Genomic DNA, 12,459 nt, shown 5'->3' with positions numbered 1-12,459 from the left:
GATGCGGGGTCCATCAGGCAGTGTGGGGCGCGATGGGGCTCCGCGGCCCATGGGCGCCCAATTGTGAATGCACGTTGGCGCGGCCGGCGATCGGTCGAGGCGGGCGGACGAGCATCACCGGACAATCCAGATGATCGAGCAGATAGCTGGCCGTTCCCCCGATCGACAGATCGCTGCAATGCCTGCCGCCTTGCCCTTTGGCCGAAATCACGACCAGATCAGGCGCCAATTCGCCTAGCACCCTGAGCAAGGTGCTGCGCGTATCGCCCTTGGTGCAAAGGATGCTCGCGGCCAGTCCTTGATCGATCAGGCGGCGCCGGGTGGATTCCATAAATCCGCAGGCCGCCTGTTCATTGCGCTGGTCAAGACGCTTGCGCAGTTCGATGTCGCCGGTCGCCAGCGGCCCGAATTCAGTGAGCGCGCCGTCGGGCACGACATGAACCAGCAGCAGTTCCGCCTGCGATTTCCGGGCCAGCCGGACCGCCTCGGCAAGGGCCGCTTCGGCATAATTGGAACCATCGACAGGCACCGCAATGCGCCGCATCATGACTTCACGCGGCGTATAGCCGGAGGGCACCAGCAAGACCGAACCAAGCTGGGAGTCGGCAATCAGCTTGGCCACCTGCCCGGTGGTTTCGCGATATTCGTCGGCGTGGGGAGAACCGATCACGGTCAGGGCGCCCGCCTCGCAGGCCCGATGGCCCAGCGCATTGAGCCAGTCACCCTCGCTGAGCTCCACCGAAACAGCCTGAGGCAACTGTGGCAACATATCTCGCCAACGCGCAAGTTCCCTGCGCGCTTCCTGCCTGCGCATGGTCCAGGCAAGAGGATCGGGAATGGCCGACAGATCGGATGCTTCAGGCATGGCATGAAACAGGATCAACGGCCTTACGCTGGACCTGGCAAAATCGGCGGCAGCCAGCACGACGTCGCGCGAATGGCGCGAACCATCGACAAAAGCGATCACCGGACTTTCTGCCGATGCCTTGAGAACGAAGTCATGCGGATTGGACGAGACTGCCATGATTAACGGCCCTTGGGCTGAAAGAGGGGATGCGGGGATTGCCCGAAAGACCGGCAAAGGCTCACGCATGGTTGCGGACCAAAACTTCGGCAAATGGGCTGATCGGCGTTATCCGCAATGTTACGGGTAAGGCTTGCAAAACCGGATACGGCGTCATTATTTATATTTTAATTCAATTATTTAATTGAATTTCACAAACAAGCATTGCGACCGGACCGGCCGATTGTCACGACAGGATGAAAAGGCAGGCACACTGTTGGCAGGCGGCAAAGACGATCAAAATGCGCCTTGCCGCCCCGCCCGCCGATGGCCGGATCTAGCCGATTGCGATCTTGCGCAGTCGCTGATCCGCATCCTTGTCCTTTTTCATTTCGAGTTTGAGGACCCCGTCCTTCATCCTGGCTTCAATCGAGGCCGGATCCACGTCGCGCGGCAAAGTGAAGCGGCGGCGAAACGCGCCGTAGCTGCGCTCGCTGATGATATAGCCGGCTTCCTTTGTCTCGGTTTCCGCCTTTTTCTCGCCGGATATCGTCAGAACATCATTGTCGAGTTCGATCGAAATATCCTTCTCCGGCACCCCCGGCATCTCGACGGAAAGCAGATAACCGCCGTCCTTCTCGACCATTTCGGTAACCGGCATGGTATCGAGCGAGATGTTCGGGAATGTGAGAAGTCCGTGCATGGTCCTGCCAAAGGGAAGGTCATCGAACAATCGGTCGATCTCGCCGCGCAACCAGTTGATCGGGCCGCCGGATTTCACTTCAACAGCCTGCTTTGTGCCCAGGACGGGAACACTCGTCTGCTCGTTCATGATGCACTCCTGGAATTGGTGGTGGGACAGCCGGCCCTCGGATCCTGCGCCGGACCGGGCTGATCCAAGGGCTACGCCGTGGCCGCGGGCTGCCATATCGGGTATGATACGGATGGCCGCACAACAGGTGGGCAGGCCACCTTTACCGGCAGGCTTTTGGGAGGCGCCCTATGTCGACATCAACCATGCGTGCCATGCAGCTTGATACGCCGGGCCAGCCGCTCAGGCCTGCAAGCCGACCAATCCCGGAGCCGGGGCCGGGAGAAGTCCTTGTCGCCATATCCGCATGCGGCGTGTGCCGCACCGACCTGCACGTGGTGGATGGGGACATTCGCAACGGGCTGCCCATTGTACCGGGGCACGAGATCGTCGGCAAAATTGCGAAGATCGGGGCCGACGTGTCCTCCTTCGCAATCGGAGAGCGGGTAGGAATACCATGGCTCGGCCAGACTTGCGGCACATGCCACTATTGCGCCAGTCATCGTGAAAATCTCTGCGATGCTCCGCTCTTTACCGGGTTTTCGCGTGATGGCGGCTTTGCCAGCCATTGTGTTGCCGATGCGAACTACTGCTTTCGCCTTCCCGACAGCTTCGATGATATCCATGCCGCTCCTTTGCTGTGCGCGGGGCTTATCGGATATCGAGCCTACAGAATGGCCGGCGAGGCGCCCGTCCTTGGCCTTTACGGCTTTGGCGCGGCGGCCCATATTCTGGCCCAGCTCGCCGTTTGGGAAAGGCGCAAGGTATTCGCCTTCACCCGTGACGACGATATTGCCGGACAGGCCTTTGCGCGAAGTCTGGGCTGCGCATGGGCCGGAGGTTCGAACGAAGCTCCCCCCGAAGCGATGGATGCCGCCATCATCTTTGCTCCGGTCGGTGCGCTGGTGCCCACCGCGCTGCGACATATACGCAAGGGCGGCCGGGTGGTCTGTGCGGGCATCCATATGTCCGACATACCTTCCTTCGCCTATAACGACCTCTGGGGAGAGCGGGCCATCCTGTCCGTTGCCAATCTCACCAGAGCGGATGGCACCGAATTTCTGGCACTGGCCGAACAGGCCCGGATCCGCACAAAAGTGACGTCCATGCCGCTTCTTGAGGCCAATGCAGCCTTGAACCGGCTCCGCGCGGGTGAGGTAGAGGGAGCATTTGTGCTGGTTCCCTGACCGCTCATATCGGTATCTTTCCCAATGGTGGGCGTGCCCGGCGCGGATAGTTTTGCATCTCGCTTTCGGAGTGCAATCTATGAAAAACATCCTTGTGCTTGTTCATGATGACGAAGGTCAGGAAGCCCGCCTTCAGGTCGCGCTTGATATGGTGAGAGCGCTCGAGGGACACCTTGTCTGCCTCGATGTCGAACTGCTTCCGATGGTGGCGGCCGATTCCCACAGCAGCATGGCGGCCACTCAGCTGGTGTGCGAAGAGCATGACCGCTCCGCCGCCAATCGCACCCGCATCACCGAATATCTCGCGCGCGAAGGTGTTTCATGGGACTGGCACAGAGTGATCGGGATGCCCGATACAGCCATCGAGGATGCGGTCGGACAGGCGGACATCCTTGTCCTGTCCAGCAATCTGGACAAAGAGGATCCAGTGGAACTGCGCCATCTGGTCAACCGGATTGTAAGCGGAATAAGGCGGCCTATCGTCGCGGTACCCACAGGCTGCAAGAGTCTCGATCTGAAAGGAACCGCCCTTGTTGCATGGGATGGTTCGCGCGAGGCCGATCAGGCCCTGCATGACGCCGTGCCGCTGCTGAGCCTTGCGGGCGAGGTCATCATGATGGATGCCAATGAACCCAATGGCCCTTTTGCCGCTGAATCAGCCGCCGTTTATCTGTCCCGTCACGGCATTCATCCCCTTGTCGAAACCGTCCAGATCGAAAGCGGCCATACAATCTATGCCGCAATCCTCACCAGAGCGCGTTCAGCCAATGCCGCCTATATCGTGATGGGCGCCTATGGGCACTCGCCCACCCTTGAGTCATTTTTTGGCGGTGTCACTCGTTCGATACTGGCGAAAAGCGATCGGCCCGTTGTTCTGGCCCATTGAAAACCGTCATTGGCGAAGGGCTGACGGCAAAGGACAGATCAGCCCTGTCCATCCTGCCGACAGCAGGCCAAACACCCGTCACGCACAATAAACCGCCCGGGCGTCCGCAATCGCAATTGAAGAAGCCCGGGCGAACCTGGAATGATTGGCCGCATGGAATGGCTCTGCGCCTCCTTGCGGGCATCACAGCACGATGATGTGATCTTCCACTTGCGTGACGCCGGGGGCTGCCCATGCCGCCTGTTCGGCAACGCGCCGCTCATAGGGTGCGCGAACCTTGCCGCCAAGCGTCACTTTCCCGCCATCCAGCGTAATGGTGACAGCAGCCGCATCCAGATCGGCCTGCCGCTCAAAGGCATCTTGGATTCGTTTGCGCACTTCCGGCGAAGATACATGGGATGCGACGAGTATGTTATTGGAAACGCCGGTGACCCCGCTGATCCGAGCGGCGACCTGACTGGCTTCATCACGCTGATAATGCCAATCCACTGTCCCGGTCAGCGTTACCCATCCATGCTCGACCGTCACATGGATCCGATCCTCAGGGATGAGGACAGCCCAATGCATGATATCGACAATGCGCTTGGCGATTTCATGATCGGCCGTCTTGGGGTCGGTTTTGAAGCGTACCTGCAATTCCTGAGCGATCGCCTTGACCCCGCTGACCCGCCGCGCAGCCCGTTCGGCCGCAAGTTTCTCGGCATAGCTCTTCACATAACCGCTCAACGTGACCACGCCATCAACCACAGCAACCCCAATGTCTGCCTGGTCGATGCTCGGTTCCCATTCGAGCTCAGCGACGACATCGCCTTGCAACTGGACATCCGTTTTCATGGCATTACAACTCCTAAATATCTGTAAATCTTGATATTATGTCGGCAGGAATTTGCCCCCCTGAAAGGCTTGATCGGAACAATCTGGCCACCGGGCCCCGACACAAGTATTCGCAATGTTACGGAGCGGTCATGGCGCGCGGAGCTTTCGGAGCGCTTGCCCCACGCCGGACAATGTGGCTGCTGTCACAAGACAGTGGTGCAGAGGCGGTCTTGCCGGACGCTGCACAACCTTGCGCGCCTATGCCGGGAATGTGACCGCAAAGCGCGATTGGGCGCCAGCGAGCCCAGCATCGCAAGACCCAGCGCCATGATCCAGCATACCGGCGCCGGAAAGGCATCGCCGGTATGCTGCGGATATGCGCGCGTTAGCTATCTCGTCAGGCGAGCATCCGGGTGGCGATCGCCCTGAGCGCCGCGCGGCTTTCGCGGGTGGCCGACAGATTGCTCAGGATGACGATGGCGGTCCGTCGCGCGGGGTCTAGATAGGCCATGGTGAACACTCCGGGATCCCCGCCCCAGTGGTTTATGCGAGGAACCCCGTCGAGCAGCGATTGCTGCCAGCCGAGGCCCTGTCCGGTCAGCCAGTCCGCCAGACCGGGCGGCTTCTGCATCCTGAGCATCTCCGCCATGCCCGTCTCACTCAACAGCCGCGCATTCCGGATGGCGCCGCCATTCGCGGCTGCGGCCATCAGCAATGTGAGATCGCTGACCGACGCGCGGATCATCCCCGTCGACCAGTCGGGGAAGCCCACCGGCTCAACCGGCGTGACCGCTCCTTCGATGAGATCATAAGGGGTGGCGCGCAGCCCCGCCGCCGTTCCCGAAATGGTCCAGGAGATATGACCGAGCCCGAGCGGCCGGAACAGACGTTCACGCGTCAGGTCCCGCATGTCCTGCCCGGCGATCCGTCCGACGAGATAGCCAAGCAACGCATAGCCGATGTTACTGTAGTCCCACTGAACTCCCGGAAATTGCTTCAGGTTGCCCCCACGCGCGTAACGCCCTCCGGCGGCGAGATAGTCGCGCAGCAGCGTGCCGATCTCCATCGGCGAATCGACACCGCGTTGCCGAAAGTCGATCTCGTAATAATGCTCATCGGAAATGCCCGACATATGCGTCAACAAATGCCGAAAGGTGATCGCCAACGCCCCCTCTCCCAAGATCGCGAAGTCCAGATGGCGCGCGATGGGATCGTCGAGCGCGATCTTGCCCTCGTCGACCATCAGCATCACGGTCTGCGCGGTGATCACCTTGGTGATCGAAGCGATATGAAACATGGTATCGCTCGTCGTCGGCCGATGCCGCCGCAGATCGGCATAGCCATAGGCGCGCGTGAAGGACACCGCGCCGTCCCGCGCAAGGCCCAGAGCGAGGCCGGGTATGCGCGCCGCTGCCATCTGATCGGCCACGAAAGCGTCGAAATTCTCAGCCGCACGCCCCGGCGAAGGAAGAAGCGCCCCGACAAGCCCAGCAGCCGCTTTACCAAGGAAACCGCGCCGCGAGCCATGCATCATCGTCTATTCCCATTTCATGATCTTCCGCTATATAGGTAGGCGCCTACGCAAATGTCAATGACGAGGAGGAGCGATGAAGGATTACGTGGCGCAGATGCAGGGTGCGGCGCTTGGTGCGCGATTGCGGCGCCTCAGCGCGGCGATCGATGCCGACGCGACCCGCATCTATGCGAGTATGGGATTGAGGTTCGAGCAACGCTGGTTCGGCGTGATCAACCAGCTTTCGCTGAACGGATCGATGTCGGTGAGCGAGCTGGCCGCAGCACTGGGCATCAGCCACGCATCGATCAGCGAGACCCGGCAGTCGCTCGAAAAAGCGGGCCTTGTGCTGTCAAAACCGGACCAGCATGACTCGCGCCGTCGAACCTTGGCCTTGTCGCCATCGGGAGAAGCGCTCGTTGAACGGCTCCGGCCGCTGTGGAGCGCTTTCGATGAAGCCGCGCGCGAGCTTGACGCCGAAGCGGGTGAGGTGATCCAGGCTTTGGCGCGTCTGGAGCAGGCGCTGGCGCGGCAATCGCTTCATGACCGCATCGCCGCCCGGATCGGCTCTTGCGGCTAAAGCTGGAATGCTGGCCGAAGATCGGTTCTCAGGAGCCCGTCGCCGCGAACAGGCGGTCACGCCTTGGGCTGGTGGCATCATCGAGGATAGGATTGGCCTATCGACCGTGACTGTGTCGAGGCGTCCGGCCTATATCCCATCAATCTGCTCACCTTTGCGCCTGCCGACCATATCGATCCGAACCGTCACCGCTTCGCTCGATGCAACCTTGCAGGTCTTTTCCGGGCATCCGGATTCCACCTTTTCCATCAGCAGCGGCATGGTTCATTTTCCATATCGACGCTCTTCCCGCCGATCCGCCCCTCCCGCCGATCCGCCTTGCCCGAAAGCGCCGATGTCTGCGGCCCGGCCAACAGGTCCATCTGCCGACCGGGCCATAATCCGGATGCTTTGCCGGATCAGTATCGCCGCGCGTGATAGAAAGGAAAGCGCTTCACCAGCCCTTCGATCAGATGTCCTTTTGACCGGCGGCGCATCTCTTCGGCCCCTTCGCTGGTCACGCAGACCAGATGGGTGCCTCCTGCGGGCAGGGTTTCGATATCGCTAATCCGAACGCCTGCCTGTTCACACATGGCTGCGACCTGCGCTTCGGGCAGACCGATGTTCATCGCGCGGCTCATTGGCCGCACTCAGCCTGCCAGGACCGTGCCGCCCAAGCCCCCAGATCCTCCTGAAAGGCCATGATGCTGCGGGCGACACCTGCCGCCTTTGCCTCATATTTCAGGCCGATTGCCTCATCGGAGGCGGAATTTGCCCGCATGAGCAAAAGCTGGTGTCGAAAATAAAGCTGGTTGAGATCCATGACGAGGCTCCCTTGCGTAAGCGGGAGCACATTTGTCTCTCAGTCGCGGATGCCTACGAGAGAAGTTCCGCAATACCTCGCATATAGCTGTTATCCAGAAAAATGTAAGATGGAATAAGTTTTGTATGATTGAAAAGAATGCGTCTTATTGCTGAAATCCTGTGCGATAAGGCGAGAAAATTTTACGATTGCACGCAAAAAATTAAAAATGCCATCCCGATCAGGCCATGGTATATTGATCCATCACGCGATTTCCGGCCGCAAGCTCCCCTGTGACAGAGAGACATATGTGCTCCCGCTTGCCAAGCAGGAGGACCACGATGTCCAACCTCCCCGACCATGCCCTTTCCGGTCTGCGATGCCGTTTTGGCGTTCAGGAAGCTCACATCTACATGGATTTCAGCGACGGCCATGCCGATCTTCGCGGCACGCCGCCATGGCGCTCCATTCCTCTTTGGGTGTCCAATGATCGCGCAGAAGCCTATTTTGAAATCTATCAGGCCGTCCCCTCGCCCGGAGTTTCCGCAACGGACGGGGACGAGCAATGGCAATGGCGCCTGTGCGCGCCGGGCGGTCATGTTCGCGCATCGGGCGGGCCTTATCAAAAGGCTGAGGAATGCGTGGATGCCGTCAAGGCCCTGCGCCAATCCGCCGGCACAGCCAGAATCAGGCATTTGGGAACCGAGTGATTGCAGTCCAAAAGCGGCGGCAACCATCCAAGCGTTTCTCAAAGGCCGTCTGCGGGTTGTTCAATGAAACGGCCCTGCCCCGGTTATGGCACCGCGCGGGCGGGCAAGTGGCATCTTGGCGAATTGTCCGATTATGGGCCGCGTGCGGGGGCCGCGCAGCCACCGGACCGGAAGGGTTATCCTGAATTGGGCGGCGTTCCCTCACGCCGCCGCCCATCGGTCAGTTCACAATCGGCATGACGGATCGCTGGCATTGCCAAGGTCAAGCGCTTAGCCTCCCAATGGCCCTGTCATGGCCGCGCCCGGCGCCCGCGGCATCACACGCCGATCGGCTGGGTGGCGGTAAACAGCCACGTTACGAACAGGCCTGATACCAGCGCCCCCGTCAGCACCGATCCCGTCCAGCGTCGCGATGCCGTGCCAAAACCCGCGACGGTGATGAATACCGGGATAAAGCCAATGGCCGTGATGGTGCGCAAACCTTCGCCGGCGAGCAACAGATATCCGGTCAGCCAAAGCGTGCCGTATTGCACCAGCAGGAACAGCGCAAAGCCCCCGCCCAGCAGGGCGCAGGCCCCGAAAAAAGCCATGGCGGCACGCCCTTGATCCAGCGGCCAAAGCGTGTCCAACGCGCGCAATGTCGCCCATGTGAACAGGGTGAAACAGGGAAGATAGACCACAAAATCGCGCAGGCGTGCCAGCGTCAAAGGCCGGATGGTGATGAACCACCAGGCCGGATTGACATGGACAAGCCGGTCAGCCAGCAGGATGGGCCCATAGGCGGCGCAAACCGCCAGAACCGCAACGAGAACCGCTTTGCCCGGCCGGACGCCGACAGCAGGTTCAGCGGTGGGGCGCACCATGATCCAGCCCAGCCCGGCACAGACCAGAGCCCACAGCGCATATTGGTTGGTAAAGGTTTGGCGCAACAGTCCGTTCTGGCCGATGGTCACCTCTTCAAGCGCCGAGAGGGGAATAAACAACACAGCGGGCAGCAGGGCGAACAACGCCATTCTGCCCGCATGCGCCCGGCGCGGCAACGTATCGGGTTGCGTCTGCGCAGGCATGCGCCCCGGCAAAAGCAGCGCCATCACGCCCAGCATCAACACCGGCACCGCCACCAATGCCAGCGCGCCGCCCAACTCGCGCCAAGGCCAGATCTGGTCATCCACCGGCAGCGCCTTTGCCCCCTGCAACGTGCGCGCAAACCAGGAAAGCGCAGGCGTGATGCCGGCGGAGGATTCATGCAGCCACGCATGCACCACAGGCGGTGTCAGCAGCATACGGGCGTTGCCCTTGGACATATCTCCATAAAGTCTGCCCGGTTCGACCGGCGCGGCCGAGCCGAATGTCCGTCGCAGCTTGAGATTGGTGCCCGTTGCGCTTGGCGCGCCCGGCCCCCACATGAAGCCGCCAAATTCATCATACCGGCCGTAAACCACCAGCAGATTGCGGGGAAAAGTCGTCGATCCTTCCGGTGCGAACGGCGCGCCCACACTGGACCCTTCCAGCACCAGCGCGCGATAGCCGTCGGGAAAGGCCGCCGCCGCCGACAGCACGGCCCAGCCGCCCATGCTGTGCCCCTCCAGCCCAATGTTGTCCTTGTCGACAAAGGGCAGCGAGCGCAGATAGGCCAAAGCGTCAGGGCCGCCAAAACCATCGGCAAAGGTTGCCGGATCGCTGCTGCCATGCCCGCGCTGGTCCGGCGCCAGCACCACATAGCCGCGCCGTGCATATTCGGTGGCAAAATTGCCCTGCATTTCGGCGCTGTTGAGATAGCCGTGGAAGGCCAGAATGCCCGGTGCCGGTCGTTTGGCATCCGCCGCCGGACGAAACAGCAAGGCGCGCATGTGGGCGCCCGAGCGCCCCGTAAAGGTAACCGCCTCTACCCGCACATCGGGGCCGCCCTGAACCCGCGCCGCCAGCCATAAGCCGCCGAGCAGGACAATAAATGCGGCCAGAACGACACCAACCGCCGTTTTACGCTGCCCCATCATCACAGCTTCACCCCCAGCCTTACGCCAAATTCGCGCGGGGCATTGTAGAACTCGTTCAGGGTCGATTGGCCGGTGACGAAAAATTCCTTCGTCAGGTTGGTGCCATAAACTTCCGCTTTCCAGCGCCCCCAGTTCAGGGTGATATTGGCATTGACCAGATGCCGGGCGTTGATCAGATCATATTGCGGAAGATAGGTGACGTAGGCCCATTGCGAACCGACATAGCTGTAATTGACCCGCGGCACGAGCGTGCGCCCTTCGCCAAGCCGGAAAGTGTAATCCAGCCCTGCGTTCCACGTCCATTTTGGCGAGAGCAGGTTAGGTCCGGCGTTGGACGTCATGATCTGATAGGCAAAGCAATTGGTGGTGATCGTGGCGGTGCAGGCAGGCAATTGCGCATTGGCCGCGCCCGGCTGCCATTTGTTGATCACCGAAACGCTGCTCAATTGCGAGTCAACATAGGAGACCCCGGCATCCAGGCCAAAGCCCGCGAGTTTGGCCTGAATTTGCCCCTCAAAGCCCTTGATGGTAGCATTGGCGAGGTTGACCACGCCGTTCTGGCCCGACAGGGGGCTGATCACGTCCATCTGGAAATTATTGTATTTGTTATAGAACACCCCAAGCTGGGTGCGCACGCGCCGGTCAAGGAAGCTCGACTTCCAGCCTGCCTCGAAATCCCACACGGTTTCGGGGTTGAACGATCCGCCCGGCGGATTGATGCCGCCCGGCTTGTAGCCGCGCGCGGCAAAGACATAAAACAGGTTGTTCCCGTCAGGCTTGTAATTCAACGCCAGCTTGCCGGTCATGCGACCGTCACCCTCTGTGCCGGTCTGCGGGATGGTGAGAAAGGCAGCGGGGGGAGTGCCGCCCAGATAGACCGCGCCGGTGCCATCGACATGGTAATGTGAATAGCGTGTGCCGGCCTGCACTTCCAATTTATCGGTGATGCGATAGTTGGCCTGCGCAAAGACGCCCAGCGTGGTCTTGTCATTCATCGGATTGACCACAATGGGGAATGGCGCCGTGCCGTTATAGTGCAGCAGGACGTCAATCTTGTTGTGCTGATAGTAACCGCCCAGAATATAGTTGAAGGCCTTGCTGTCGGGCGAAATGATGTTGATCTCCTGCGAGATCTGACGCTCGCGCACATACTGATCTTCGGTCTGCGGACCGAAGGGGCCGGGCGCCTGCGCCTGATTGGCCCCGTCCACATCATAGACATTCCAGATCCGCTTGTTCTGATACCCGCTGAGCGAGCGGATCACGAGGCCGCCCGGGGTTTGATATTTCAACTCCAGCGCCGTGTTGAAGGCGCGCTCGAAATTGGCGGTCGGGGTGTCGTAATTGAGGGTGTAGCGCGAAGATTGGCGCCCGGCGGAAAAGGCGGTGCCCGCGATCGGCTGATAGGCATAGCCGCCGGTGGACTTCTCGCTCAATTCCGCCTTCCAATAGGCTGAAAATCCGCCCGATTTATACAGGGCCGAGAGCCGCTCATCATGCTCCTTCAGACTGTCGGGCCGGTTCTTGTAGGGGCCAAGATCGGTATAGTAGGAATCGCGCCAGTGATGGTTTGTGGCAAAGCGCAAGGCGAAGTTGTCGCTGACCGGCACATTGAGCGCCCCATTGAGCCGGACATTGTTGTAGCTGCCATATTCGGCCGTGGCATCGCCGCCCAGTTTGCCCAATTCAGGGCGTTTTGTATTGATGAAGATGGCCCCACCGGTCGAATTCGACCCCACCAGTGTGCCCTGCGGCCCGCGCAGCACTTCAATGCTCTGGATGTCATACAGGTCGAAGCTTTGCGTGATCGGAGGCTGGAACAGGCCATCGACATAGCTGGCAACGCCATTGGCCACCTGGGGTGAACCGCTGGCAAGGCCGATGCCGCGAATGTTGATCGATTCCGTCAGACCAGCCTTGACGATGGAGAGGCCCGGCGCGATATTTTGCAGATCGCGCTGCACGACGACCGCCTTTTCCGCCATCTGGTCGCCGGAGAGGGCTGTCAGCGCAATGGCCACCTTTTGCGAGCTTTCCGTGCGCCTTTGGGCGGTCACCACGATCTCCCCAGGGGTCGCGGCGGCGGGCTTTGCATTGTCACTTGTCTGCTGCGCCATGACCGGCGTTGCCGCCAGCGTTGCAGCCAGCGCCGCCATCGAAATCGTTGCCCTCATG

Annotated in this window: 13 protein-coding genes; 4 read left to right on the top strand and 9 right to left on the bottom strand. The window is 60.6% G+C overall.

The window, feature by feature from the left end:
• Positions 1-13 precede the first annotated feature (13 nt).
• Positions 14-1,024, bottom strand: a complete 1,011-nt coding sequence (locus tag BGP00_RS12390) for a universal stress protein (RefSeq protein WP_292689497.1) — start codon at positions 1,022-1,024, stop codon at positions 14-16.
• 316 nt (positions 1,025-1,340) lie between these two features.
• Positions 1,341-1,835 carry an Hsp20/alpha crystallin family protein gene (locus tag BGP00_RS12385; protein ID WP_168602804.1) on the bottom strand — a complete coding sequence of 165 codons (495 nt, stop codon included), beginning with the start codon at positions 1,833-1,835 and terminating at the stop codon, positions 1,341-1,343.
• 170 nt (positions 1,836-2,005) lie between these two features.
• Here BGP00_RS12385 and BGP00_RS12380 point away from each other — a divergent pair, with 170 nt between their 5' ends.
• Positions 2,006-3,001: a zinc-dependent alcohol dehydrogenase family protein gene (locus BGP00_RS12380; protein ID WP_366556808.1), complete on the top strand. Its 996-nt coding sequence runs from the start codon at positions 2,006-2,008 to the stop codon at positions 2,999-3,001.
• Positions 3,002-3,080: 79 nt separating this feature from the next.
• A complete protein-coding gene (locus BGP00_RS12375; RefSeq protein WP_292689496.1) occupies positions 3,081-3,887 on the top strand; it encodes a universal stress protein in 807 nt (268 codons plus the stop codon).
• A 183-nt stretch (positions 3,888-4,070) separates the two neighbouring features.
• On the opposite strand, the gene BGP00_RS12370 is transcribed toward BGP00_RS12375, so the two are convergent.
• Together BGP00_RS12370 and BGP00_RS12365 are read right to left on the bottom strand one after the other, a co-directional pair.
• Complete coding sequence (locus tag BGP00_RS12370) at positions 4,071-4,721, bottom strand: BON domain-containing protein (RefSeq protein WP_183628253.1); 651 nt, start codon at positions 4,719-4,721, stop codon at positions 4,071-4,073.
• Between the two features lie 379 nt (positions 4,722-5,100).
• A complete protein-coding gene (locus BGP00_RS12365; RefSeq protein ID WP_292689495.1) occupies positions 5,101-6,237 on the bottom strand; it encodes a serine hydrolase domain-containing protein in 1,137 nt (378 codons plus the stop codon).
• A gap of 73 nt (positions 6,238-6,310) precedes the next feature.
• On the opposite strand from BGP00_RS12365, the gene BGP00_RS12360 reads away from it, so the two are divergent.
• The gene (locus tag BGP00_RS12360) at positions 6,311-6,796 is read left to right on the top strand and encodes a MarR family winged helix-turn-helix transcriptional regulator (RefSeq protein WP_292689494.1); all 486 of its coding nucleotides are present in this window, start codon (positions 6,311-6,313) and stop codon (positions 6,794-6,796) included.
• Positions 6,797-6,925: 129 nt separating this feature from the next.
• Here BGP00_RS12360 and BGP00_RS12355 read toward each other — a convergent pair whose 3' ends face one another.
• From BGP00_RS12355 to BGP00_RS12345, 3 genes are all read right to left on the bottom strand, one after another.
• On the bottom strand, positions 6,926-7,057 hold the full coding sequence (locus tag BGP00_RS12355; protein WP_292689493.1) for a hypothetical protein: 132 nt from the start codon (positions 7,055-7,057) through the stop codon (positions 6,926-6,928).
• A gap of 137 nt (positions 7,058-7,194) precedes the next feature.
• Positions 7,195-7,404 carry a hypothetical protein gene (locus BGP00_RS12350; protein ID WP_310013322.1) on the bottom strand — a complete coding sequence of 70 codons (210 nt, stop codon included), beginning with the start codon at positions 7,402-7,404 and terminating at the stop codon, positions 7,195-7,197.
• Between the two features lie 8 nt (positions 7,405-7,412).
• Complete coding sequence (locus BGP00_RS12345) at positions 7,413-7,598, bottom strand: hypothetical protein (RefSeq protein WP_168602798.1); 186 nt, start codon at positions 7,596-7,598, stop codon at positions 7,413-7,415.
• Positions 7,599-7,918: 320 nt separating this feature from the next.
• Between BGP00_RS12345 and BGP00_RS12340 the strand changes: the two genes are divergently transcribed.
• Entirely contained in the window at positions 7,919-8,287 is a 369-nt protein-coding gene (locus BGP00_RS12340) for a hypothetical protein (RefSeq protein WP_292689492.1), read from the top strand.
• A gap of 317 nt (positions 8,288-8,604) precedes the next feature.
• On the opposite strand, the gene BGP00_RS12335 is transcribed toward BGP00_RS12340, so the two are convergent.
• Together BGP00_RS12335 and BGP00_RS12330 are read right to left on the bottom strand one after the other, a co-directional pair.
• The gene (locus BGP00_RS12335) at positions 8,605-10,281 is read right to left on the bottom strand and encodes an alpha/beta fold hydrolase (protein WP_292925753.1); all 1,677 of its coding nucleotides are present in this window, start codon (positions 10,279-10,281) and stop codon (positions 8,605-8,607) included.
• A 2-nt stretch (positions 10,282-10,283) separates the two neighbouring features.
• On the bottom strand, positions 10,284-12,458 hold the full coding sequence (locus tag BGP00_RS12330; protein WP_292689489.1) for a TonB-dependent receptor: 2,175 nt from the start codon (positions 12,456-12,458) through the stop codon (positions 10,284-10,286).
• Position 12,459: the final 1 nt, after the last annotated feature.

Source organism: Novosphingobium sp. 63-713, from assembly GCF_001898925.1.
GTDB lineage: Bacteria > Pseudomonadota > Alphaproteobacteria > Sphingomonadales > Sphingomonadaceae > Novosphingobium.
The sequence above is the reverse complement of the archived record's forward strand: the minus strand, read 5'-3'. Positions and strand labels throughout refer to the sequence as shown.

Excerpts from the sequence above, each read along its gene's own strand:
- BGP00_RS12385 (WP_168602804.1), bottom strand. The coding sequence starts at position 1,835 with ATGAACGAGCAGACGAGTGTTCCCGTCCTGGGCACAAAGCAGGCTGTT.
- BGP00_RS12370 (WP_183628253.1), bottom strand. The coding sequence starts at position 4,721 with ATGAAAACGGATGTCCAGTTGCAAGGCGATGTCGTCGCTGAGCTCGAA.
- BGP00_RS12335 (WP_292925753.1), bottom strand. The coding sequence starts at position 10,281 with ATGGGGCAGCGTAAAACGGCGGTTGGTGTCGTTCTGGCCGCATTTATT.
- BGP00_RS12350 (WP_310013322.1), bottom strand. The coding sequence starts at position 7,404 with ATGAACATCGGTCTGCCCGAAGCGCAGGTCGCAGCCATGTGTGAACAG.
- BGP00_RS12390 (WP_292689497.1), bottom strand. The coding sequence starts at position 1,024 with ATGGCAGTCTCGTCCAATCCGCATGACTTCGTTCTCAAGGCATCGGCA.
- BGP00_RS12340 (WP_292689492.1), top strand. The coding sequence starts at position 7,919 with ATGTCCAACCTCCCCGACCATGCCCTTTCCGGTCTGCGATGCCGTTTT.
- BGP00_RS12375 (WP_292689496.1), top strand. The coding sequence starts at position 3,081 with ATGAAAAACATCCTTGTGCTTGTTCATGATGACGAAGGTCAGGAAGCC.
- BGP00_RS12355 (WP_292689493.1), bottom strand. The coding sequence starts at position 7,057 with ATGCCGCTGCTGATGGAAAAGGTGGAATCCGGATGCCCGGAAAAGACC.
- BGP00_RS12380 (WP_366556808.1), top strand. The coding sequence starts at position 2,006 with ATGTCGACATCAACCATGCGTGCCATGCAGCTTGATACGCCGGGCCAG.
- BGP00_RS12345 (WP_168602798.1), bottom strand. The coding sequence starts at position 7,598 with ATGGATCTCAACCAGCTTTATTTTCGACACCAGCTTTTGCTCATGCGG.
- BGP00_RS12365 (WP_292689495.1), bottom strand. The coding sequence starts at position 6,237 with ATGATGCATGGCTCGCGGCGCGGTTTCCTTGGTAAAGCGGCTGCTGGG.
- BGP00_RS12360 (WP_292689494.1), top strand. The coding sequence starts at position 6,311 with ATGAAGGATTACGTGGCGCAGATGCAGGGTGCGGCGCTTGGTGCGCGA.
- BGP00_RS12330 (WP_292689489.1), bottom strand. The coding sequence starts at position 12,458 with ATGAGGGCAACGATTTCGATGGCGGCGCTGGCTGCAACGCTGGCGGCA.